Source organism: Streptomyces sp. GL_141, assembly GCF_057834385.1.
The window spans coordinates 41,344-63,777 of record NZ_JBYQMI010000002.1 but is presented as its reverse complement, the minus strand read 5'-3'; the positions used below and the strand labels follow the sequence as shown (position 1 = coordinate 63,777).

Sequence of the window (22,434 nt, the reverse complement as noted above, 5' to 3'; positions counted from 1 at the left end):
GGGCCGCCCTCAGCGTGCTGGAGGACGACCAGGAACATGGTCACCCCGTCACCGTCGGCGTAGCCGTGGCGCTCTGCGCGGCGGCGAGCCGGCGCCGCGCAGAGCCGGTCAGCTCCACGCTGCTCCAGGACCGGGTCCCCCGTACCAGCAGTCCGGCCGCCTCCAGCTGGGCCAGTTGATACGCGACGGAGGAGCTGCTCGACAGCCCGGCCATCACCCCGATCTCCCGGACCGTCGGGCCCGTGCCGTGCACCGTGATGTAGCTGGAGATCGACTCAAGGATCCGGATCCTGCAGGACGTCAGCCGGATCATGCCACCGCCTCCCAGCCGGACGCGCGGGCCCGGCGCACCAGCTCGGCGCGCCTCGCGGAGGAGTACCCGGGGGTAGCCCAGTACGGGTGGGACGCCAGCGCCCCGGACAGGCCGATGAGCCGGCGGCGCAGCTCGGTGGAGCCCTGCGTGGGGGTGAGCCGGGCGAGTGCCTCGTAGGTGCGGATCCACTCGTACTGGAGGCGGATCAGGTCGTGGGGGAAAAGCGGAGCCATCCCCTCAGTAGCTCACATGTTCGATTTCCGAGGCAAGGCGACACCTCGGGCCGGATCGGGTGTCAGCGTCGAGGTTGGCCGCAGCGTAGCGGTTGCGGCACTTTTGGTGATGCTTGCGTGCCAGTGGGGCGGGACCTGCAGCGTGGCCATGGCGGTGACTCGGCGGTTTTACGGTTCGAGTGGCTCAGCTGTGCCTGCTTGCGCCGGACTGCCTGGGCGGGGTGGAGCGGCGACGATGATCAGGAAGCGGCGTCGGCCAGGATCGCGCGACGGGCGTCGATCGCGGCAGCAAGCAGGCGTTCGTCCAGCATCATCTCGCCGTCCCTTGTGGAGTCGTTGACCGGTATCCGGGTACGCCGGTCGATCAGTGCCGTCAGGGACGGCAGTGCGGGCACCGCTCGCCGGCCCATTCGTGCGAGGCCTTCCGAGTAGTACTCGCCCATCCCGTAATCACCCAGGTGCGGTGTCATGAGAGCGAGAAGGCGGGGAAGAGCCGTGGGACCGGCGTGCCGCAGCCATAGCGGAGCGCATGCCGCCTGAATGCGGCCAGGCCGTTTGAAGGTGAGGTTGTACAGCTGGGCAGCCTGCCGGAACGTCAGCGGGCCCGCGTCCAGCAGGGCCGAGAAGATCTCGGGGGCACGTTGAAGTCGCCCGGTATCCACGGGCTTGGCTTGAAGGACCGCCGCGGCCGCGGCGCAGTCGTACGACGGCGGCGGGCTGCCGGAAGGGCGATGGGCCTTGGGATACGGAGTGAAGGGGACCGCGGCGATCAGTGCGCGGTGTGTCCGCATGGCAGCCTCCGAGATGGAGGCGGTGGTAAGGGCTTTGGCCATGGCAGGGCTGATCCCCTTTCCGCAATGACGGACCAGCAGAGGCAGGAGTTCGACCGGGGCCGCCCGCCAGTGATGACAGGCTTCCCGAGCCAAGCCGGCGCCGATGTCCCGGGTGGCGGGATCACCGACGAGTCGCGCCACCAGGGCGTAGACGTGATGCTCGCGCCCCAGCCTGTACAGGACCCAACCCCAGCGCCGCCCGACTCCGTCCAGGTGGCGCGACGCCTCCCAGGCATCGGTGAGCAGAGCCCTGTCGAGCAGCGGCCACTGCCGCGGAGGGGCGTCGCTCAGGGTCTGCAGTCGGGCAAGGAAGCGGACGGAGGCCAAGGGGTCGTCTTGCAGGTGCGCGACGGAGCCTCGGAGCCAATCGGCGAGGGCAGTACGCACCACGGGCTCGGTGAGTTCACCGAGAGCCCGGAGCGCGATATCGCGGCTTCCGGCGTGCACGACGAGATACGCGGCCCGGCGCCGTACCTCTTCATCAGGGTCGGTGAGTCGAGCGAGCGCGGCCTCGACGGCCTCGGGCCAGGGGCGCCTGTCCCCGGCGGATGACAGGAGTTCCGTGGCCTCACGACGTACGAACGCATCGTCGGACCGTGAGAGCTGAAGCAGTCGGACGGCTACAGGGCCGGCGCGATCGGCCCGTATCGCGTCGATGATCGCGATGCGGGCAGGGTGGGCGGCGGTCGTGGCGTGTCCGGCGGACACGGCCTCGTCCAGCCATTTCATCGGACGGGGCGGTGGCCGCCCTTCCGCACAGAAAATTCGATCATGCGGCTGATCATTCCACGCACAGCAACTGCCGGGCCACGATTTTTGTCCCCTACAGGCAGGGATGCTCGCTTGCTGTGCATGGCCGTCTGGGCAAGTACACGCTCACGAGCTCTGCGGACGGGCTGTCGTAGGGCGCCCTTAACGACCCCTACGCGGCGGCGCCCGTCATTCATTGGCGGGACGTCCGTCCAGTTGGGGAGGAATCCGGGTTCCTGGCCCGTGACGCCTGACCGCGACCGTCCGCGTTGGGAGTGGGCGCCGCTGGAGCGGGTGGGGCCGCTTCGGTTTGGGATGAGCCCGGTCCAGGTGGCGACCGCCCTCGACGGCGAGATACCGGCAGGCCGGCTTGGCAACTTCCCCCATTGGAGCTTCCGCAGAGACGGACAGTGGAATCTCAGCGAGGACCGACTCGAGAAGGCCGGGGTGAGCGCGCACTACTGGACACATCCAGACGGCGTCCCGCGGCTTGGTGGCGTGACCGCGTACGGCCGTACCGGACCTCAGGTTCTCTACACGGGCATCCCGCTGGTCGGTGTGACGCCCACCGTCCTCGACGCGGCGGTGATCCAGCATGTCGAGAAGCATGACCTGGGCATGCGGTTCAGTCCGGAGGGTGCGGTCGCCCCGGACGGGCTCAATCTGGCCTTGGGCATGGCGAGGGTCGGGGACACCGCGGTCAGCGAGGCCACGTTCTACGGGGAGCACTGGGAGATGTAGGTGCGTGCGCCGGCCTGGCCCGCCGCACGCAGTTCATGCGCACCGATTTGAGCACGGAGTTGGCCAGGAGCGCGATAATCGGCCAGCCTGAGCAGCGGCATCTGTGCAGGTCAGGCCCCGTGGCCGACGATGCTGGGGGAGGGAACCTCTTTCACAGGCAGCCGCATCCTGTGCCATAGAGCAAGAGGAACGCACCTGTCGCGGCGGTCAGCGTGAAGCCAACCGTTGTCGCGGCGGCGAGGCCCCGCCGGCGGCGGCCCTTTGCGGTATCGCGGAAGGCCTTCCAGGCGCCATGGGCGAGGAACAGACTGAGCAGTCCGGCGCCTGCCACAGTCAAGTTCGGGCTGAAGGACCAGCTCAGGTAGACGATCAGAGCCAGGCAAGCGAGCAGGGCGCAGGCGAGCAGGGTGAGGATCAGCTCGGCGACGGCTTCCCCAGCCGTCTCCCTCAGGAACCCGCTGATTCCCTTCGCTGCCCGTCGGACTCCCACGGCTTTCCCCGTCCTCGACACCACGTGGCCCGCCCGGGACCCGATATGGAGGACCTATGCGGGGCCGGAATGGTTGCAGGGACACCGTGGCCCACCGTCGGTGAGACCCACATACTCGACTGGCCGACTACGACGCTCACTCACAGCTGCTGTGACTGCTGTCCTGTGCCATCGAACCTCGATCGATGGCCAAGGCTTCGGTGCCAGAGCCCGTTCTCGCGAACAATGCCACCCCACCCCTCTGGCACAACGCCGCGCGCAGGCGACACCGCCTCGGTAGCAGAGGCGCCTGCGGCGTCTCGAACCGGCGACAGCGTCACCGTCAGCACTCCCTCGCAGGTGGCCCTCAGTTCGTGAGGAAGGCTCCCTCGCGACAAGGGCGGCAGACGAAGACGTAGCCCAGCTGACCGCCGAGGTTCATCGCGGTCTCCCGGGTTATCCCCTCCTCCAGGTGTGCCGCGAACTCCATGGTGCCGGTACAGGAGGGACACACGGGCAGGCGGTCGTCCTCAAGGTAGGAGGGGCTGCCTCCGAGTGACCCAAGCACTTCGCGCTGCTTCCCGAATCGTTCTTCGGGTTCCCGCTTCCATCCCGAGCGGGCAAGGTCGTAGGCGTCAGCCTCGATCCCTTCCTCGTCGCAGGCATCTTCGGGGTCGATCGTCACGACGTGGGTGCGGATGGCCGAGGTGGCGGGCAGCAGCGTCAGTCCCGCCTCGGGCACGGCTACCGGCCGCAGTTCCTCCCGGGGAAACAGATGGACCCTGTTCGCGCTGGAGCTCGCGTCCCAGAACTCACACGCCCCGGGGTCGTTCTGACACAGGAACACCGACAGGACACCGTCCTCGACGGGGAGATGAGCGAAGAACTGAAGCGGTCCCCCGCATCCGCACAGGGGCCAGACGAATCCGGCCGGAGCCAGCGGCACGCCCCCGGTACGCGGGACGTCGGAGTCGGCCGGTGCGGAGCCGTCGTAGATCATCAGCGCTGTCTGCATGGCGAGAGGCTACTGGCCACCTGTGACAGGCGGGCCGGGGGGATAGGGCCGCCGCAGGCCCTGTGCGCGCCCGCTGGCGGCGATGCTGAAGTGCGCCCTCACGAGCCGAGACGGTTCAGCTCTGCGAGCCCCTGTGAACGGGAGGGGAGTCTCCACAGCCGCAGGCTTATCCACAGGCCGACTCGCCACGTGCGCGCGGGATGGGACGATCATCCCCATTCCGACATGAAGGAGGGGCTGTTGATGTCTACATCGGCGCTACCGGAACTGGACCGGCGGCTGGACTCCGAGGACTCGGCCGCGGTGCTGGCGGCGGCTTGGGATGTCTTCGGCATGATCGCCAAGCTCGCGCACGGCATCACCTTCGACGAAGGCAGTGACGAGCTGCAGGCGATGATCGTCTCGCAACAGTGCTCGGAAGGGCGCGACCGCCTTCCGCTGCCCGGAACGAGCCTGCCGGTCTCGGCGCCGCCCCTGGAACCGGAGGCCGCCGGCCTCGCTCCGTACGTACGGCTGCTGGAGCACGTCAGCGTCTCGCTGACGCGCCTGTCGGCCGGCGAGGTGGCGGACGAGGCATCGGCCCGGGCGCTGGTCGAGGTCGGGGAACTGGCGTCCGGTGCGGCCGTGGCCCTGTCCTTCGTTCGGGGGAAGTGAGATGGCGACTCTCGGGGAGCTGTTCGACGTCGCGATCGTGCACCTGCGGGAGGTGGCACAGACCCCTCTTGCCTCCGTCGCCTCCGATGAGCGCGCCGCTCTGGCCGACGAAGTCGACGGGCTGCTGTTACAGATGCAGAAGGGTCTTGGTCCCAGGGCGTACGCCCCTGCCCCGGCAGCCAACGAAGACCAGCGGCGCCGACGGGACCTGACTCAGGCGGAGCAGAACTTGGAGGACGGCCTGGTCGACGCACGGAAATCGCTGGGCACCGCTCGCCGGTACCTGGCCCCGCAGGCAGGGGAGGGCGGGCCGGCCGGCGAACGGATCGGCTTGGCGGCGCAGGCCGTGGGCGCCGTGCGCGACACGATCAGCAGCCATCTCGGTCCCGACCGGGCCCCGCTGACGCCGTACGCCTACCTCCTGCGGCACCAGAAGGCCTTCGACTACCTAGCCCGGCGGTACTCCGAGGTCGCTTGGGAGGCGGGCCACGTTGTACACCGGCTCTCCCAGGGTGCCGAGCATCCCGGCGCGGTCGACGCCTTCCAACAGGCCAAGACATCCCTCGACCACGCTTCCGTCTACGCGCGGGCGGCGACCCGCGACGCCGATCACGACCTGGCCTCCTTCCCTGCGGCGCTGCCCGTCGAACCCGTCCAAGCGGCGGCGACGGACGAAACCAGCGCCATCACCACCCGCCTCGCAGAGGACAGCGAGCGCCTCTCCCGCGCCGCGTACACCGCCCTGCACGACAGCGCGGAGCAGCGGCTCAGCGGCTCGGACCTCAAGCAGATCTCCTCCTGGAACGCGATGAGCCGGCTCATCGCGGGACGGACCCTGATGCATGTCGCCGGGGAAATGACGGACGGCACCGTAAAGGACGGTCTGAAGAGCGCTGCCATGGCGCTGCGGGAATCCTCGAAGGCCTGGGACAAGGCCGCCGCCGCCTGGGGAAACGTCGTCGATACGGGCGATCCCCGGGAACACCCACCGCTCCGGCCGCCGGGCTACGCCCAGGTCCGCCAGGGCCAGGCAGTGAAGATGCCGTCGACCGACCCCCATCCCGCGGTGGTGATCTCCCGTACCAGCACGGTGCGCCTGGGCCAGCTGCTGTTCGGCCCGCAGTGGACGCCCAAGCAGCCGCCGGGAGCACCCAGGCCGGCCGGCGACATCGTCGCCGACGCCGGAGGAGCGGGAGCCCTCGCCGCGACCGCCTACCGGCTCTCGGCCACCGGCTGGCAGATGGCGGGGGCCGCCCCTTGGGTAGTCCGGCGCGCCGAGGCCGGCCTGGTGACCAACTCCGATGAGCACCGGACCCGGACTCTCGACAAGAACCGCGCCTTCTACCCCGTCCACGCGCGACAGGTCGAGTCGCTGGCCGGGGCCTACGCAGCTGCGATGGGCGCGGAGCAGAAGAGCGCCGCCGCGCTCCTGTCCGCCGCGCAGAGCGCGGGCACGCCCGTGCCGCGGGCGATGCTGGACGCTGCTGCCCATCAGTCGATCGCACAGGAACAGAAGTGGGCCCCCACACAGCCGGTGCAGGCTCGGCAGCGGGTGCTGCCCCGGGCGTACGTCCCCACCGACCTGGCGATCGGGCGCCACCCGGGACTGCGGCAGTGAGCCCGTCCGATCGCGCTCGTGGGCAGTTTGGTGTCCGGACCGCGAGAATCACCTTGTGAGTACACCAACACAGTCCCCTCGGCTCGTCGGACGCGGCGTCAGCACCCTTATCCCGCAGAGCGCTACTGATCAGGCCATGGCCGCGCTCACCGGACTGGAGACCGTGCCCGTGCACATCGGGCTCCTCCAGGCGGCCGCCCTGCTGTTGGAGGACGCCGCGCGGACCGCTGCCGACGAGTCGACGAAGGCCGCCATGGCCAAGACGGCCGGCATGCTGCGGGCCGCCATGTAGCTGACGGTCGCTTGGTCCACGGCAACCATGACGGCTCAGGGGTCCCGCCTCCCCGGAGCATCAGATTGACGAGCCTGCGGTCCTCGAGGTCGTGTGAGACATCCCCGCGTGCGGGGAGCAGTGAGCTTGCTGCGCGGCCCCATGTACGCAGGTGGGGTCATCCCCGCGTGCGCGAGGAGCAGCCCGCACTGCCGGCGCCCATGATGTACAGCTCGGGTTGATCCCCGCGTGCGCGGGGAGCGGCGGAGCCCAGGCGTCTTGGACGGCTGGGGAAAGCCTCCACCCCTCTGGAGGTACGGAGGCTGTCCCGTGGCCGACCGACCAGCAAATTCGGACCCGATCGGTTCAGAATCAGCCGCACGCAATCGTTTGCCCCCTCGCATGGCTGGACGCTGCCAAACTGTCGAAAGTTCAGCGAAGCAGGCTCGTCGGGGGAGAGCACAGTGGCGCAGAAGAGCGACAAGCCCTACTACCGGGCGGGACACTGGGTACGGCCGTCAGCCGTCAAGCAGGTGAAGAAGCCCGCGACGGGCGTCATCTTCGTGGCTGCGTTGCTGGCCATCGCTACGTGGAACACGGTATTCGGCGATGACAGCGGGACTCCTGCTCCTGCTCCGCAGCAGCCGATCCCGACCGCCGCAGCCACTCCCTGAACAGGTCTCTCAACTCCGACCGTTCCGCCGGGACGCCCTACGCCTACCTACCCATCGCTCCAGCAACGTGGGACCACGTTCCTGGCTCGGTCGTGAGCCGATGGGCCGGGCGACTGCCTCGGTCTTCGTCTCTGCCAGCAACCGTGTCCACACGGCTTGCCACTCGGCGACCTGCGTATCCGGCACGCCGCAGGCAGACAGGTACGCCTCTGTGGTCTGCCAGGTCTTGGGCAGGTCCTCGCGGTTCAAGAGCCGGCTGACGGTGCCGGCGGAGACGCGCCCGCCAGAACGTCGGCTGACCATCTGATGGGTGAGGCCGCTCGTGACGCGAACGTCTGACAACGCCTTTGAGAAGCCCTCGACCGTGCGGATGCCCGAAGGGCTGGGCCAGCAGCGTCCTGCCACCTGGCTGTTGTGGGCGGGAGGAGCGGAACCCGATGCCGGCAGGTACGCCGGGTTGCGGCCGAGCGCGAGCTGCGCTCCCGTGTTCCTGTCTCGCGCCTGTGGTACGGGGCGCCCCTTGGCGGCCAGGTTGATGCGCATGTGCCGGTACAGGGCGCCGAATTCCAGCAGCTCAGGCCCGTGGGGTATGCCCCTCTGCAGAGTGTCCAGGAGCTCGCCCGTGAAGGCGGTGAACCGCTCGCCCGGTGGGGCAAGCGCTGTGCGCGTTTCTGCCGCAGCGGCCAGCAGGAATGTTCCCTCCACGGATGCCTGATCGGCCAGATCTGCGGGGCCGCCCATCGACCCCAGGGCACGGCCGCTGAAGCAGCAGTCGAGGACGACGACGCATCGCTCCGCCCGGCCGGTCAGCAGCGCCTGCCGTAGCCACCGGTAGGACAGCCCGGTCTCGACCCGTTGCTGCCTCGACTGCGGCATCGCCAGATAGAGATCGTTCTCCGGGTCTACCAGCCCATGACCCGCGAAGTAGACGAGCACGGTGTCACGCGCCTGCTCGGCTGCCGCCCGCACCGCGGCCATGGTCGTCTCGGCAGTCGTGGGGTTGGAGAGGGTCACACAGTTCTCCGACGCCAAACCCCAGGAGGAGGGTTCTGCCAGTGCCGCTGCCAAGGCCGCCAGGTTGTTGGACACCGCCGGCAGTTGCTCAAGGTGGTCATAGCGACTGGTACCTATCAGCACAGCTCGGGTCGCGCCGGGATCAGGCAGCGCGCTCACGCCTCTGGTGCCTCATCCGCAGCCGGTGCCTCAAGGGCTCGGACAACACGGCCGATCTCGTCGGCGGTGGACTGCGTAAGCACGATCACGGTGTCGCCCCGCCTGATCTCGATCGGCGGGTCCTGGGGCCTCGTACGTTTCCAGGCAGCCAGTGCCACCACGAAGGAGGCAGCGCTCCAGCCGTTGTCGGTCACCAATTGGATGACGTCGACCAGGCCGCCCATCTGCCCGGACTCGGGAGGCTGTTCCCGGAGCGTCAGCGAGGAGGACCTCCGGATGTCCGTGTCTGCCTGAAGCCAATGGTGCAGTGAGCGCAGCTCGTCGGCTTCCGCCGTCACCCGTACGTCAACGCGCATGGTTGCCCCTGTCTCCACGTGTCGGCCCTCTCGTGCACCACCATCGTCTGGTAGAGCGTGCCGTCTGGAGTGCGTTTGGCTCATTACCGCCCTTACCTGGTGCGGAATGAGCGGTCGGCCAAAGCCTTCGGCGTGCATCCACCCCGGCCGCAGGACGCGACCGCTGCCCAGTCCGAGGGGATTCCCAGGTGGCCGCAGCCGATGAGGGCGGCGGGGTCATCCCCGCGTGCGCGGGGAGCAGGCTTACGGACCTGCCACTTTAGGTCGGCAGCAGCACGTTCTGAAGCACTTCCAGCGAAATCGACATCTCTGACAATTCCCACGCATGGAACAAGATCACCTGCCATCCTCACACCACTAGCCGCCGCTCCCCGATGCACATCACCACTCCAGAAGAAGCAGACGGGGCCCACCAGCTCGGCCAGTCACGAAAGTGGGCCGAATGCGATGCCAGAGCCGCGGGCGTGCGTCTGTACCGCCCTGGACACCGAGCCCCCCGCCATTGGGAGGCCAGCGGAACACCCGTACGTTCCGAGCGGTACGGCATCACCTGCGAGGCAGCAGCAAAGATCGTCGCCCCACCCCACTGTGCCGCAGCCGCTGACGGCGGACCGCGACGCTGCGCGGCCGGGGCCTCCCGGTCGGCCGGCCCCAGGCGCCTACGTGGATGCCCGCAGCAGTCGTAGCCCGCGTAGGCCCCACGCAGGACGCGCCATGCGCCCGGTGGGGACCGTACGCGCGTCTGCGGTACCGGGGACGGGCGGGACGCGGGATAATCGGGTTCATGGTCATGCTCTCCTCCAGCAGCGCGGCGCCCTCGGCGGCCGAGGTGCTCCACGCCCGGTACGCAGGCCGGCTGCCCGCCTCGCTGGAGAAGCTTGCGGGGCCGCGCCACGGCGTGGTCGAGCTGCCACTGCACGTCGCCTGGTCCGGACTGCGGTCCTACGACCTGGACCGCCCGCGCCTGCGCATGGGCCTGTACCGCACGGTCCTGGCCGAGGGGCAGCACGAGGACCTCGTCACCCTCCTGAACCGCGACCTCCTCCTCGCGCAGTGGCCCGTCCTTCGCACCCTCGTCAGCCGGCACCTGCGCGAGGTCTGGGAAGACGCGTTCCCCGAGCTGCTCGATGCGACGGAGTCCGCCGCCGCGTGAAGCTGACCGACCTGCACCGCCGGCTCCTCGCCGCCGTGATCGACATCGGCGCCCCGTACCCCCTGGTGATCACCGGCGGGTACGCCGTCCAGGCCCACGGCCTCGTCGAGCGCCTCAGCCAGGACCTCGACGTCGCCACCGAGAACCCCGCCCCGATGGCCGAGATCGTCACCGGCCTGGAGCAAGGCCTGGCGGCCCGGGGCTGGCAGGTGCGCGTGATCGCCGTGGACCCCCTGTCGGCCCGGCTGATGGTCGTCGACCCCGGCACCGGGGAGGAATGCGAGGTCGACGTCCTCAAGGAGCACTTCTGGAACCCGCCGGCCCAGACTGAGTACGGGCCGGTACTTGCCTTCGACTCCGTCATCGGTACGAAGGTCCGTGCTCTGGCAGACCGCGGCGCCGTCCGCGACTTCATCGACGTCCACGCCGCCTCCCACCACCGCACCACCACCGAGCTCGAGCGCCTGGGCGAGCGCCACGGCCGCGACGAGTTCCGGCTCCAGGACCTCCGTGACCGCCTGGCCGGCGCAGACTGGGCGGACGACGACGAGTTCGCCGCGTACGGCCTCACCGAGGACGAGACTGCCGAGCTGCGCACCTGGGCCCGTCGCTGGACGGACGACCTCGACCAGCGGCTGCACGAGCACACCCAAGGCCACGATTACGAAGCCTGAGGCAGCACTCTCGCCCCGGCCGCCGGACGATCCCGGTGGTGGGCGGAGATCCAACCCCATGGGCGCAGAGGCAAGCTCACCCGGTGCTGGCCTGCCCGGCTGTGCCTGCCCAGGTGCCCGACGGGCAGGTGCTGCTGGGTCTACATCGATGCCCCTGGGGTGCGGACCGCTGTCGGCGCGGGAAGCGCGACCCGGGGAGTCGAGGCGGCCGCCTTCTGTGCCGGCCTGGCCGTACCGGGTGGCAGGGTGACCGCGAGCCGGGCCGCGTGTTGGTCGGCCGTCTGGGCCAGGACCTGCAGGGCATGGAGGTCTGCGGGGGCGAAGCGCGCGGAGCCGACCACTGCGGTGACGAGGGCCTTGGCCCGCTCGGCGACGTCACTGTACGGACCGACGGCTGTTCCCGGCCCGCTTTCATGCGGCGGCAACTGCCTCCAGGCGTCTCGAAACTCGGCGACCCTGCGGTGGCCGGAACTAGCCAGCTCCTTGCCCATGGGGTTGGCGATCCACTCCTGGAAGCGCTTCGTCACCTCTTCGGCGGCTCGTACGGAGTCTTCGCGGGTGGCGTACGGCGTCGGGGCCTTTCGCTCGATGAGCCGCTGCCTCGGCGCCTCGGCAGGCGCCTTGGCCGGCACTGCGGCGGATCCCGGTACGGGCACAGCCACGGCCACGTTGCTGTAGGTGAGGGTCGCATCGGAGAGCTTGAGCAGGGCGTCGGCGGTGGGGAGGTCGCCCTGGAGACGTCGGGCCAGTGCTGACGCGGAGGTCGAGATGGCCTCGCAGGCGCGGATGGACGCGGTCTTCCAGAAGCCCTGGAACCGGATGTCGGCCTTCAGGTTCTCCCAGTAGGGTCCGGCGTTCTCCTTCATCACGTCCCAGACGTGCCTGAGGGCGCCTCGGACGGTCTGGATGCGCTGCCAATCGGGGTGGTCCTTGAGGCTCTCGGCGTGGGCGTCCACCCCCGCCTCGGCTGTCTCGACCGCCTTCGCCGCGCCGGGAACTGCCTGGGTGGAGTCAGCAACGGGAGCCGGCGCCGAGATCGGGGCCCAGGGCGTCTGGGTGGGTGCGGCGGGCGGCGGTGTGGCAGCGGGCGGCGAGCCGAGGACGGCCAGGTCCTCAGCCACGGCAGCACGGATCTCGGCCCCCTGGACAGGGAGACCGAGCTCGTCCCAGGCCTCGAGGGCTTTGTCGAATTCCGCCCAGTAGAGGTCTTCCGGGGTCGGGACAGGCCCGGATGCCGTCGGTACGGACGCGGCTCGTGCCTCCGGAGCAGTCGGGGGGACCGGCCGCTCGGGCCCTACCCACAAGGGCATGGGCTCGCGGCCGGGACGGCGCTCCTGGTCCGTCGGTGTGGCCATTGCGGGTGCCTCCTTGGAGTCGTGGGGCGCCGCGGCAGGTGGCGACGGCGCGCTTTCTGCGCATCGGCGGTGCGTTGCAAGGTGCCGGGGACGGGCTCGGGCTCGGGCTCGATGTGGTCCTGCTGTCCGGGGCCGGATTCGGGTTCCGGCCTCCCGCCGCGTGCTACAGCGGCGCGTTCCGCTCCGCTTCGCGGCGGCCGAGTTCGGCGGCCGCCGGATGGGCGGGGGGAGCGGTCGTCGTGTCGGAGAGCGTCAGGTACAGGTCGAAGCCCTCGTCGCTGCCGGGCGGCGGGGGCATGCGGAGCGGTGGTTCCTGGTGGGTGCCGGTCGCGCAGGCGGCGAGCTGAAGGCGGGGGGTGAAGGCGTGGAGGGTGTTGATCCAGTCGGCTTCGGCGAGTTCGCGGCCGGGGTCTTCCTCGCCTGCGTAGGTGCGGATCCAGCCGGTGTAGAGGGCGGTGAGGTGTTCGACGACGGCGGAGTGCCGGTACCAGCAGTGCGTGATCGTGTTGTGGAGCTCGAAGGCGGTACGGAGCCAGTCCACCCAGGAGCCGAGTTCCCGCATCCGCATCCGCCGCTCCGCGGGGTCCATGGCCACCCACACCCAGCGTTGCGGCTCCGTCTTCTTCGCGGCGGCGCCTGGTGGTGACGGCCAGAGGTCTGCCGGGTTCAGCGGGTCGGGCACGGATACCTCCTGGGCTCGGTCATCGTCGTCGGCTTCCTACTTCTTGGTGGGGGCGGCCTGGGGGGCCGCGAGGAGCTTCTTGAGGTCCCTGTCGCGGAAGGTGAGGCGCATCTTCACCTTGATCGGCGGCAGGTTGGTGTACTGGGCGATCGCGGTGAAGTCGGGGAGTTGCTGGAGGGAGTGGACCGGGGCGAGGTCGGTCTCGTTGGCCTGGGTGTTCGTGCTGTGCTCGCCGCGGGAGCGGCCGTGGCTGGTCTTCATGACCTCGGTGCGGCCGTAGAGGCCGGAGAAGTAGCGCAGGGTCTCCAGGTCTCCGCAGCCGGGCAGCAGCATGCGCAGGCCGGAGGCGCTCAGGACGGTGTTGGCCTTCTGGACGCCGAGGGATTCGCGGAGCTGGGAGAGGTCGTGCCAGACCGTCAGCATGGCGATGCCCATGCCGCGGCCGGTGGTGAGGATGGCAGGCAGGCGGGGGTAGCGGAGCATGTTGCCGGCCTCGTCGATGAGGAAGCCGACGGCCGGGTCGATGGGCTTGCCGGTGGAGTTGTAGCGGGATTCGGCGGCGTGGATCGCGCCGGCGATCAGGGAGCTGATCAGCGGGGCGAAGCGGTCGGCGTCGGCCTCTGAGGCGATGACGCAGATGGTGCCGCGCTGGTCGAGCCATTCCTCGAAGGTGAAGTCGGAGCGGGCGCAGGTCTCGCGGACCTCCTCGTCGGCGAAGACGCGGGCCAGGACGTTGAGGCTGAACTGGATGGATCCGACGCCGTCCTCGTGCAGGCGGAGCCAGGGGGAGGCGTAGTCCTCGGCGACGTCGGTGAAGCCGTGGGCGAGGAGGACGGCGCGGACGTGGTCGACGGCGTCCTTGCCGAGCGAGATCCAGCGGCGCAGGTCGGAGATCCCGCCGCCGGAGAGGTGGGCGGCGAGGAGGATGCCCTTGAGGACGCTCTTGGCCTGGTCGATCCAGGGGGCGGCGCGCTTGTCGTCGCCGGAGGCGGAGGCCTCGGCGAGCCAGGAGGCCATCCGGTCGGCGGCCTTGGCGTCGGTGCAGTACGCGACGGGGGACCAGTGGTCGCTGTCCCGGCCGGGGATGCCGGCCGGAGCGATGACCCAGATCGGAGGGCGCGGGGATCCGGCTGCGAGCCCATGATCGGACCAGTCCTTGGTGGTCACGCCGATGGCGCCGCGGCGGTCGTAGATGACGTCGAGGTCGGCGGCCTTCGTGGTGGTCACCACCAGGGGACCCTGCCACTCCGCGGCGTTCGGCAGGACCAGGCCGGTCGTTTTGGAGGAGCCGGGTACGCCGAAGACGGTCGCCGAGATGTTGGGCTGGGCGGCGACGATGTTCTTGGTTCGCAGGCCGCGGCCTGCGGTGATGCGGTTGACCCTCTTGGTCGGGTCGTTCGCGGCATACATCTTCCGCTCGACCTTCGGGCCGCCCCACTGGGCTCCGCCGGAGCGGGCGCCGAAGGACAGGGCGCTGGAGATCTTGACGATCAGGGCGCCCAGGGCGAGGACGAAGAACACCGTGAGCCCGTAGAACAGCCAGGACGGCGGGGCCGGGTGGTAGACGGAGCTCGGGCCTTTGACGATGGCCGACAGCACGGTGGTGGGAATGCTGTCCGTGCTGGCGACCCAGCCGTTGCCGGACAGGAGTCCGGCGAGGGGCCCGGCCAGCAGGACCGCGCTGCCGATGGTGACGACCAGGCCGGCGCCGTACGCGGCCAGCAGCGTGTTGTCGTCCAGCCCTGCGGCGGACGGGCCGGTGCGCTCGGACACTTATGCCCCTTCTGTCTTGGGTTCGTTCTGGACTGGGGTCGTGAGATGAGGCGTGCCCTGCTGGATCGGGCAACGGTCGTGAAGGGGTGCTGCGTCTTGGGGGGGGCACGGGCCGGCTCTGCGTGGGGCTGGATCTGTCGAGGGGGTTTCGTGGAGAAGGACGTGAAGCGGGAGCACAGCCCGGAAGCGGCACGGAACGCGTACGAACGGGTCCTCGCTGAGGATCGGCGGGTGATACGGGAGGCGCTGCGCTCCAGTTTCGGCGGAGCGCACTTCGGTCTCGTGCTGACGGCCTTGGCACTCGGTGCGATCGGGTACTTCGAGGGCCCCGAGTGGCCGTTGATCATCAGCGGTGTGTTCGCGGTCTGGTTCGTGCTGGCTCTGGCCGTCGTCCGCCGACGCGGCGGGCGGGGCTGGAAGGCGATCGGGCGGGCATACATCGCGACCTTCGGCTGGGCCCAGTGGCTCTGACCTGACGAACCCACGGGCCTAGATCACCATCTTCTCGTCGGTCTCGAAGAGGCGTTGCTCCGTACGGGAGAGCATCAGCTGGACCGCGTGCGAGCCGCCTCCGCGGCCGACCTTCCACAGCGCGCGGCCGCGCTGGCCGGCGCCCCAGGAGCCGATGAGGTCGCATTCGGAGTCGGTGAGGCCGATGGCCTCGCGGGTGATCTGGAGCGGCCGGGTGTCCTGGGCGAGGCTGATGCGGGTTTCGCAGGAGGCGATCAGGTCGCGGGCGATCGCGACGGCCTCGGAGCCGGCCGCGCCGACGGACTCGAAGTCGGAGAGACGGTGGGTGGCCAGGACCTGGATGGTGCCGGTCGCCCTGCTGAGCCTGAGGTCGGCGTCGATCTTCTTGACCATGGTGGCGCCGCCGGAGCGCATCTGGCGCCACAGCTCGTCGCGTACGACGATCCACGGCTTCTGTCCCGGCTGGTCGATGGCCGACTGAGCCCAGCTGCTGACGCAGGTCAGGACCATGGCCACCGTCTCGTCCCCGTACTCCTGCAGCGCTGAGATGTCGACGGACTGGATGGGGGCCTCCCAGTCCAGGTTGATGCTGGTGGCCTCGTCGAAGAGTCCTCCGAGGTGCCCGGTGACCATGCCGCCGAGTGCCGAGCGGATGGAGGCCATCTGTTCGCGGGCCCGCTGGATGTCGCCGTCGCGGATGCGGAGCTCGCGGGCCATGGCGTCGGTGGGGTCGCGCAGGCGGTCGTAGACGAGGGGGAGGGTGGGCACGGCGAAGCGGGTGGATCCCGTGCCGTGGAGCTCGCCCGTGACCTCGCGCACCGCGACGTCGAGGGCTTCTTCCTCCTGGGGCTGGAGGGTGCGGCGCAGCTGGAGTTCGAGGAGCGCCTTGAGCAGGGTCAGGCGGCGGCGGTGGATCTCGGTGAGGCGGCCCTTCAGCTCGGCCGGGTCCTTGATGAGGTCGAGGCCGGCGCCGAGCGGGCCCGCGTCCAGGGGGTTGAGGCGGCCGGGCAGTCCGGGTCCCAGGCGTACGGGTTCCACCCCGAGGTGGCGGCACATCGCCTCGTACTCGCCCTTGACGTCCCCGGCGATGAGCGTGCGGTGCCCGAACGCCATCAGGCGCAGGGAGAGCGCCTTGATGTGCGCGCTCTTACCCGAGCCGGGGATCCCGGTCACCATCACGTTGGGGTTGGTGCACAGCCCCTCCTTCACCCAGACCGCGGGGTGGGCGCTGAAGGCCTCCGTGGTCAGGACGTTGCGGCCGATGTACGCGCCGATCGGCGGCAGGCTCGCGGCGTGCAGGAACGGGTACATCCCGGCGGCGTTGGCCGTGTCCGCGCGTACGACTTCGGTACGGGGCGCGGAGGCGGCCCGGCCCGCGAAGGGGTGGGTCCATCCCTTCCTCGGGGCCACACGCATCGAGGTCTCGGGGTCTTCGAGGAGGCGGGCGCGACGCTCTTCCCGGGCGGTCCGCTGCTGCGGGAGCGGTACCGGCGGACGGTCGGCGATGCCTGCCGCCTCGTCGATGCCGATGGCTTCGAGGAGGGTGTCGCCGGCGCAGCGGCGGGAGAAGAGGCCCATCAGAATCCCATCCGGCGGTCGGGCAGGCCCTGGCCGAGGGGGAGGGCGCCGGTGGCGAAGCCGGTGTCCTGGGCTCCCCACATGCGGCGGACCTCCAGCCCGGAGGCTGCGGCGTCCGCCTGGAGTTCGGCGCAGGCGGTCTCCAGCTCGTCGAGCTCGGTGACGGTGACGGTGAGGACGGCCGTCATCCGCAGGACGCCCTGCCCGGAGGCGCGGGCGACGTCCTGCTGGCGGGAGATGGCCTCCTCGCGGCGCTCGTCCTCGCTCTCGTCCCGGCCCGACTTTGCGCGCAGGTGGCGGGCAGAGCTGCGCTTGGCCTTGTCGCGGGCCAGTTCCTGGCGGGCCCGGCGGGGGCCGATGGGCTCGTAGAGGAGCGTCATCGCGCGGCGGGCATTCTGCCGCGGGCGCATCAGCGGCTGCAGGATCGTCGCGTACACGGCGGCCTGCGGCCAGGTGCGGACCTGGTAGGAGACGGACCAGGCGCCGTCGTGCCGGTAAATCCCCCACGCGGTCTCGGTGGCCGCCGGACCGGCGAGGTCTACGTCGAGTCCGGGCTCGGTGCCCGTCCAGCCGGGGGCCTGGGCTGCGGCGCCCCGGGTGGCGAGCATCTGCTGGGCCTCGGGGTCGTACGCGGTGCGCACGGTCGCCGCCACCTTGCGGGGCGGGAGCCACTCGACGACCTGCAGGCTCGCGGTCGACAGGGCCTGGCCCATGGCGTGCAGTTCCCGTACGAGGACGGCCGCGGCCCCGATCTGTCCTCCGCCGGCGCCCTTGATGGCCAGGCGGGCCCGGGCCGAGGACATGGTCACCGTCAGGTAGGTCTCGCGGGTGGCCGCGGCGGGCCCGGCGCCGTCCATCAGCTCGGTGAGCGCGGTCACCGCGGCGGCCGGGGCGTCGGGGGTGACGTGGCGGGCGGTCCAGGAGGCCAGGGCGGCCCCGTCGTCGGGCAGGCACCGCTGGTGCACGGCGATCCGGGTGACGGGGGAGTCCTCGGTGCAGTACGACCGCAGGAGCTGTGCCCAGGCCGCGACCCTGGCGGTCTGCTTCTCGGTGTCGACCAGGGCCAGGCCGGGGAAGGAGATGCGGGCGATGGCGCTGTAGGTGCCGGCCACGGGATCGTGGACGACGCCGAGTTGCCCGCCGAGTCCGTCGGGGGCCTCCAGGATCCGCAGGCGGGCCAGGACGCCGGGGAGGTCCATGGGCTGGCGCCCGGTCTTGGCGGAGCGGGGCGCGAAGGCGCCGGAGAAGAAGAGGTTGCGCTGAGTGGCCACGGAGATCTGGTGCCTTACTGCGAGGGAGATCCATTCGTCGGCGCTGAGCCCGGAGACCCGCCCGAAGGCGAGCGCGAGCAGCAACAGGGCGATCGGTACGCACACGAACGCGGCCTGCCAGCCGACGTTGAACGGGAGGAGCGCGAGGAGGGAGGCGGCGGCGACCATCGCGAAGCCGGGGCCGGAGAGGCGGCCCATGAAGCCGGTGGTCTCCGACTGCCAGCCGCCGTAGGAAACGGGCTGTGACATGTCATCCCTCCTGTCGGGGAGCCGGGGCGGCCGGTGCCTCGGTCGATTTGGTCGGGGCCTCGGCCGGCGCCCCGACGGGGACAGGCTCGGGGGCCGGCGCTCGACGCGGAGCGATCACGACGTGCCGTCCGCCGCCGCCTCCGCTCTGGTCGAGGCCGGCATGGGCGGCCGTACTGGACAGCCCGGACTCCAGCGAGTCCTTGCCCGCGGCCACGACCTGCAGACCGAAGGCGGCCACACCCAGCGCCTTGCCGCCGAAGCGGGCAGCGGACTTGGCGGCTCCACCGCCACCGCCCACGGCGCCACCTCCTGCGGAAGGGGAAGTGGGCGTGGAGTTCTCCGATTCCAGGGCCCTGGTGTAACCGGGGCCGCCGCCGACGGATCCGGCGCCGCTGGGATCGGGCCGGTGGCCGCCGGTCGAGGAGGAGGCGGAGGAGCCGACAGCACTGATCCACCCGGAGGCCATGGAGCTGCCGGCGCCGCTGGTGGTGAAGACCATGAACTTGGCCAGGACCGGCCAGCAGAAGCAGGCCGCGAGGAACATGACGAAGCCGACGAGCATGTTCTGCACGCCCTTGCCCTCGGACATCGCGAAGAAGCCGATGGAGAACACGCCGACGATCGCGGGCTTCATCAGCACCAGGGCGATGAAGGCGTTGCGTGCCTTGGGCCACCACTCGGCGGTGGTGTCGGAGAGCTGCCCGGCGAGCGTGATGGGCATCGTCGCGATGATGATCACGATGCCGACCTGGCGCATGAGCATCTCCACCCACAGGGCGGCGACCGCCAGGATGCAGACGATGCCCATGACGATGACCACGCCGACCGCGGAGGTGGCCATCCCCTGACCGGAGATGATGGCTCCACCGATGGTCGCGGTGCCGCCGCCTCCGCTGATCAGTCCGCCGAAGAGCGAGCCGAGCTGCTGCTGCATGGCCGCCGTCGCGGAGTCCCTACCGCTGCCGCCGCCGTCGAAGGTGAAGTTGATGATCCACGTCGAGACGGCGTCGGACCAGTCCAGCGCGGTCTGCGCGACGACCAGGTAGACGGAGGAGATGACCGCCCACTTGGCCAGCCCGATCAGCGCGGTCGCAGCCGGCCCACCGTTCTGGCTGACCGCCACCTTCCCGAACTGGAGCAGCATGAGGAAGACGGCCACGGACGCCGACAGCGCGGTCGTCAGGGCCGTGAACTTCCCGATACCGGTGTCGCTCAGGTTGATGGACGAGAAGTCGTTGAAGAGCTTCGCGAACTCCGACAGCAGCCAGACGACCGACTTCCCGATGTAGGAAGCGGCTTCCTTCAAAGCGTTCGAGGCGAACTCCGAGAACTTGCCCGCGACCCACTGCATCGGCCCGTCGAACTCGCTCGGGAACTTCTTCTCGCCGTACCACAGGCATGCCCTGAACGGCTTCTTCCTCACCACCACGCAGTCGGTGACGTACTCATTGAGCGGCTCATAGTTCTTCGCCTGCTTGTCAGGGAAGGCCTCGCGCCACCTCTCCAGCTGGCGGACCTCGGCTTCGTGCTGGTCCTCCGGAGAGCAGTCCGGGGAACCGGTGCCGTCCGCACCCTCGCAGGGGATCGTCCTGCCCGGAAAGGGCGGGTCGCCTGGTCCGGGCAGGTGGCACTTGTCGATGTCGCCGATCTGATCGACCAGGCAGTACTTGCCCTGCGGGTCGATCCCGATGCTCCAGTCCTGCGCCCACTCCTTGGGAATCTCTTCGGGCGGACCGACGGATGCGTGGTACTCCGGCTTGTCGGCGGCAACCGCAAGGGACAGGGTCGCTCCCACGCTCAGGAACGAGAGCAGGGCGCACAGCATGAGGACGGCGCGCGACGCCCGGTGGAAACGGTCAGCCGGCATGGCGCACCTGGGCCCACCCGTCGGCCCAGGCGAAGCGGCTGGTTGGCTCGTAGGCGACGGGGAAGTCACCGAGCGCGTCGAACTCGTCGGTGAACTTCCACGCACCGTTCTGCCACTTCACGACGAAGGCGACGGCCTCCCCGCGCAGCGGGTTCTCGTCGCGGCCGCCCTGGGGACCGGTGGCGAAGCGGTCGTAGGAGAGCCAGATCTGCATGACGTGCCCGACGGGAAGGCCGGGCGCGCTGAGGGTCTTGGCCCGTGCTGCGTGGACGGAGGTGGTGAAGCTGACGTCGGCGGGGATGCCGCCGGAGGAGGGGAAGCCCAGAGCCTCGCGCAGGGCGCGGACCTTGGAGACCCGCTTGTCGGCGTAGCCGGGCGAGTCCTTCGAGGCCACCGCGTTGAGCTGCTGGGCGGCCTTCTCGTCGTCGAGCCAGGCGTACTCCTCCCAGAAGTAGACGGCGGCGGAGATCCCGCCGACGGGAGAGCCCGGGAAGCCCGTGGACACGCCGTCCTTCTGGCCGGTCCGCGGCGACAGCAGGATCTTCTTCCCCTTGTCGGGAGTGACCGGGCCGGCGGCGGATGCACCCGTACTCGCCGGTGCGGGTGTGCTGGCGGACGGACTCGCCCCTGCCTGCGGCTGCCCCTTGTCGTCCCGCATCAAGTTGGCCGCGGTGAAGCCGCTGGCGACCAGGAGTGCGGCCACCGCTACCACTACGGCGGCGAGCACGAATCGGGCTCTACGGGCCTTGAGCCCGCTCGACGAGTCCACGCTCAGGCACTCGTCATGTTGTACGCGGCCAGGATCAGCGAGGACGTCAGCCCGATGCCGCCGGCGCCGATCAGGCTCCACAGCACGCTCTGCTTGCCCCGGGCCGCCAGCGGGGCCCGCTCGGTGTTGTGGCCGATCGCGACCAGGGCCCAGCCGCTGAGCCCACCGAGCACGGCGAGTGCGAGGCCGCCGCCGGCCGTCCACGCCAGGATCGTCGCGGCCGGCTTCTTGACCTCCGTCGGCAGGCCCGGATCGAAGTCCGGCACGGGACCGGGCATGGGCGCTGCGAGGAAGTTCGCGGCGGAGTCGGTGGCAAGGGCCTGCAGGCTCATCAGGAGCTGGCTCATATTCGGTGATTCCTCGTCAGACGGCAGGGGCTGCAACGGCAGAGGCTGCAACGGCGGGGAGCGGGGCGGGCTGCGGAGCTGCGGGCAGCGGATCGCCGAAGGTCTCGTGGGCGGCAGTGAGCACGGCGGTGGCCAGCTCCTTCGCCGCCTGGCGGGTGCGCGGACGGATCCGGGCCGGCTGGGCCTGGAGTCCGGTGGCACGGATGTCCGCGTCGTGGGGGAGGTGAACCACCGCGGCGGCGCGGGCGGAGAGCATCGTGGCTGCGGCCCGGACCACGGCGGGTGGCCGGCCGTCAGCGGTGGCGGCCAGGACGACCACCGTGCGCTGCAGGGGCAGGCCTTCGGCGTGCAGCACCATCGCGGCTTGCTGGAGGGTCTGGATGCCGTCGGCGGTGGCCTGGGCGCACAGGATCGGGACGGCGAAGGGAAGGTCGCACCAGGCGCGGGTCAGGCTGGGCGTGCCCGAGTACCGGGTCGCGAGGAGGTCGTGAGCCACCGGGTGGACGGTGTCGGCGATGACGGCCTGCCAGCCGCCTGCAGCGGCAAGTTGATACCAGGCGGCCGGCTGGGACGGCAGCGGCAGCGGGGCCGTATGCCACTCGCGTACGTCGGTCAGGACGGCCCAATCGCCTTCAGGGGCCGCCCGACGACTTGCAGCCGCACCACGGATCTGGCCGCGGGTCGCGGGGCGGTCCGGCGGAAGCGCGGCCAGACCGCCGACCTGCTCTGCTCCGCTCCACGTCGGCCAGGAGGAGGCAAGGCGCGGCGCCAGGTCCAGTAGGACGGTGTCCACCGCTGCCGCGAGTTCGTCGGCGAGGAGGTGCGCGACCGTAGAGCGCGCGCTGCCCCCGGTTGCCGCCATCACCGGCACAACGAGGCGGGCAGCCTCGGGTAACACCGCGTGTAACGAGTTGCCCTTTTTGCCCATGAATCCCCTCGAGCACGTCAATCAATGCCGTCGCACATGCGAAATTCGCACGCGGGGCCGACCGGAACGGAAAGGCATCTGCCCTCACACGACCCATCCGGCCGTCCACCCGAGGGTCATTCAAGACCCTATCTGGCAAGCCGAGATGGCATAGTGTCACGATCCGTCACGCACTCACAGCGAAATCAATTTCCAGCCAGGGCGGCCAAATTTACTC

General features: G+C 70.2%; 24 protein-coding genes. 8 read left to right on the top strand and 16 right to left on the bottom strand.

All coding sequences use genetic code 11. The features are described from left to right. Positions 1-40: 40 nt before the first annotated feature. The 3 genes from AC3IX6_RS39550 to AC3IX6_RS39540 all read right to left on the bottom strand — a co-directional run bounded on the left by AC3IX6_RS39550 (position 41) and on the right by AC3IX6_RS39540 (position 2,108). The gene (locus AC3IX6_RS39550) at positions 41-313 is read right to left on the bottom strand and encodes a LexA family protein (RefSeq protein WP_489371832.1); all 273 of its coding nucleotides are present in this window, start codon (positions 311-313) and stop codon (positions 41-43) included. Continuing rightward, on the bottom strand, positions 310-546 hold the full coding sequence (locus tag AC3IX6_RS39545; RefSeq protein ID WP_489371831.1) for a hypothetical protein: 237 nt from the start codon (positions 544-546) through the stop codon (positions 310-312). The genes AC3IX6_RS39550 and AC3IX6_RS39545 overlap by 4 nt, the downstream gene beginning before the upstream one ends. Before the next feature lie 239 nt (positions 547-785). Then, the gene (locus AC3IX6_RS39540; RefSeq protein ID WP_489371830.1) at positions 786-2,108 is read right to left on the bottom strand and encodes a HEAT repeat domain-containing protein; all 1,323 of its coding nucleotides are present in this window, start codon (positions 2,106-2,108) and stop codon (positions 786-788) included. A 351-nt stretch (positions 2,109-2,459) separates the two neighbouring features. On the opposite strand from AC3IX6_RS39540, the gene AC3IX6_RS39535 reads away from it, so the two are divergent. Beyond that, entirely contained in the window at positions 2,460-2,870 is a 411-nt protein-coding gene (locus tag AC3IX6_RS39535) for a hypothetical protein (protein WP_489371829.1), read from the top strand. Positions 2,871-3,021: 151 nt separating this feature from the next. Here the strand turns inward: AC3IX6_RS39535 and AC3IX6_RS39530 are convergent, their stop codons facing one another. Both AC3IX6_RS39530 and AC3IX6_RS39525 read right to left on the bottom strand, forming a co-directional pair. Next, on the bottom strand, positions 3,022-3,360 hold the full coding sequence (locus AC3IX6_RS39530; RefSeq protein ID WP_489371828.1) for a lysine transporter LysE: 339 nt from the start codon (positions 3,358-3,360) through the stop codon (positions 3,022-3,024). A 346-nt stretch (positions 3,361-3,706) separates the two neighbouring features. Beyond that, positions 3,707-4,354 (bottom strand): YwqG family protein, encoded by a 648-nt coding sequence (locus tag AC3IX6_RS39525; RefSeq protein WP_489371827.1) that lies wholly within the window; start codon positions 4,352-4,354, stop codon positions 3,707-3,709. 243 nt (positions 4,355-4,597) lie between these two features. On the opposite strand from AC3IX6_RS39525, the gene AC3IX6_RS39520 reads away from it, so the two are divergent. The 4 genes from AC3IX6_RS39520 to AC3IX6_RS39505 all read left to right on the top strand — a co-directional run bounded on the left by AC3IX6_RS39520 (position 4,598) and on the right by AC3IX6_RS39505 (position 7,571). Beyond that, positions 4,598-5,008, top strand: coding sequence for a hypothetical protein (locus AC3IX6_RS39520; RefSeq protein ID WP_489371826.1), 411 nt, complete (start codon positions 4,598-4,600; stop codon positions 5,006-5,008). A gap of 1 nt (position 5,009) precedes the next feature. Beyond that, entirely contained in the window at positions 5,010-6,626 is a 1,617-nt protein-coding gene (locus AC3IX6_RS39515) for a hypothetical protein (RefSeq protein ID WP_489371825.1), read from the top strand. A 136-nt stretch (positions 6,627-6,762) separates the two neighbouring features. Then, positions 6,763-6,918, top strand: a complete 156-nt coding sequence (locus AC3IX6_RS39510) for a hypothetical protein (protein ID WP_489371824.1) — start codon at positions 6,763-6,765, stop codon at positions 6,916-6,918. Positions 6,919-7,361: 443 nt separating this feature from the next. Further along, entirely contained in the window at positions 7,362-7,571 is a 210-nt protein-coding gene (locus AC3IX6_RS39505) for a hypothetical protein (RefSeq protein ID WP_489371823.1), read from the top strand. A 9-nt stretch (positions 7,572-7,580) separates the two neighbouring features. Here AC3IX6_RS39505 and AC3IX6_RS39500 read toward each other — a convergent pair whose 3' ends face one another. After that, entirely contained in the window at positions 7,581-8,744 is a 1,164-nt protein-coding gene (locus tag AC3IX6_RS39500) for a caspase, EACC1-associated type (RefSeq protein ID WP_489371822.1), read from the bottom strand. After that, positions 8,741-9,100: an effector-associated constant component EACC1 gene (locus AC3IX6_RS39495; RefSeq protein WP_489371821.1), complete on the bottom strand. Its 360-nt coding sequence runs from the start codon at positions 9,098-9,100 to the stop codon at positions 8,741-8,743. Before AC3IX6_RS39495 ends, AC3IX6_RS39500 begins: the two co-directional genes overlap by 4 nt. A 784-nt stretch (positions 9,101-9,884) precedes the next feature. Here AC3IX6_RS39495 and AC3IX6_RS39490 point away from each other — a divergent pair. Next, on the top strand, positions 9,885-10,253 hold the full coding sequence (locus AC3IX6_RS39490) for a hypothetical protein (RefSeq protein ID WP_489371820.1): 369 nt from the start codon (positions 9,885-9,887) through the stop codon (positions 10,251-10,253). Beyond that, positions 10,250-10,927, top strand: coding sequence for a nucleotidyl transferase AbiEii/AbiGii toxin family protein (locus AC3IX6_RS39485; RefSeq protein ID WP_489371819.1), 678 nt, complete (start codon positions 10,250-10,252; stop codon positions 10,925-10,927). Before AC3IX6_RS39490 ends, AC3IX6_RS39485 begins: the two co-directional genes overlap by 4 nt. Positions 10,928-11,067: 140 nt before the next feature. Here the strand turns inward: AC3IX6_RS39485 and AC3IX6_RS39480 are convergent, their stop codons facing one another. The 3 genes from AC3IX6_RS39480 to AC3IX6_RS39470 form a co-directional block, all read right to left on the bottom strand. Beyond that, the gene (locus tag AC3IX6_RS39480; RefSeq protein ID WP_489371818.1) at positions 11,068-12,048 is read right to left on the bottom strand and encodes a hypothetical protein; all 981 of its coding nucleotides are present in this window, start codon (positions 12,046-12,048) and stop codon (positions 11,068-11,070) included. Positions 12,049-12,445: 397 nt separating this feature from the next. Continuing rightward, positions 12,446-12,964 carry a hypothetical protein gene (locus AC3IX6_RS39475; protein ID WP_489371817.1) on the bottom strand — a complete coding sequence of 173 codons (519 nt, stop codon included), beginning with the start codon at positions 12,962-12,964 and terminating at the stop codon, positions 12,446-12,448. A 36-nt stretch (positions 12,965-13,000) separates the two neighbouring features. Beyond that, the gene (locus tag AC3IX6_RS39470) at positions 13,001-14,737 is read right to left on the bottom strand and encodes a type IV secretory system conjugative DNA transfer family protein (RefSeq protein WP_489371816.1); all 1,737 of its coding nucleotides are present in this window, start codon (positions 14,735-14,737) and stop codon (positions 13,001-13,003) included. 150 nt (positions 14,738-14,887) lie between these two features. Here AC3IX6_RS39470 and AC3IX6_RS39465 point away from each other — a divergent pair, with 150 nt between their 5' ends. After that, the gene (locus AC3IX6_RS39465; RefSeq protein WP_489371815.1) at positions 14,888-15,208 is read left to right on the top strand and encodes a hypothetical protein; all 321 of its coding nucleotides are present in this window, start codon (positions 14,888-14,890) and stop codon (positions 15,206-15,208) included. Positions 15,209-15,226: 18 nt separating this feature from the next. Here AC3IX6_RS39465 and AC3IX6_RS39460 read toward each other — a convergent pair whose 3' ends face one another. From AC3IX6_RS39460 to AC3IX6_RS39435, 6 genes are read right to left on the bottom strand one after another with little or no spacing between them, the layout of a single operon-like run. Beyond that, entirely contained in the window at positions 15,227-16,786 is a 1,560-nt protein-coding gene (locus AC3IX6_RS39460; protein ID WP_489371814.1) for a type VI secretion protein, read from the bottom strand. Further along, positions 16,786-18,306 carry an SCO6880 family protein gene (locus AC3IX6_RS39455; protein WP_489371813.1) on the bottom strand — a complete coding sequence of 507 codons (1,521 nt, stop codon included), beginning with the start codon at positions 18,304-18,306 and terminating at the stop codon, positions 16,786-16,788. The genes AC3IX6_RS39460 and AC3IX6_RS39455 overlap by 1 nt, the downstream gene beginning before the upstream one ends. Before the next feature lies 1 nt (position 18,307). After that, the gene (locus AC3IX6_RS39450; RefSeq protein ID WP_489371812.1) at positions 18,308-20,173 is read right to left on the bottom strand and encodes a hypothetical protein; all 1,866 of its coding nucleotides are present in this window, start codon (positions 20,171-20,173) and stop codon (positions 18,308-18,310) included. Continuing rightward, positions 20,163-20,900: a hypothetical protein gene (locus AC3IX6_RS39445; RefSeq protein WP_489371811.1), complete on the bottom strand. Its 738-nt coding sequence runs from the start codon at positions 20,898-20,900 to the stop codon at positions 20,163-20,165. The genes AC3IX6_RS39450 and AC3IX6_RS39445 overlap by 11 nt, the downstream gene beginning before the upstream one ends. 44 nt (positions 20,901-20,944) lie before the next feature. Then, the gene (locus AC3IX6_RS39440) at positions 20,945-21,289 is read right to left on the bottom strand and encodes a hypothetical protein (RefSeq protein ID WP_489371810.1); all 345 of its coding nucleotides are present in this window, start codon (positions 21,287-21,289) and stop codon (positions 20,945-20,947) included. Between the two features lie 16 nt (positions 21,290-21,305). Continuing rightward, positions 21,306-22,151, bottom strand: a complete 846-nt coding sequence (locus AC3IX6_RS39435; protein WP_489371809.1) for a hypothetical protein — start codon at positions 22,149-22,151, stop codon at positions 21,306-21,308. Positions 22,152-22,434 lie beyond the last annotated feature (283 nt).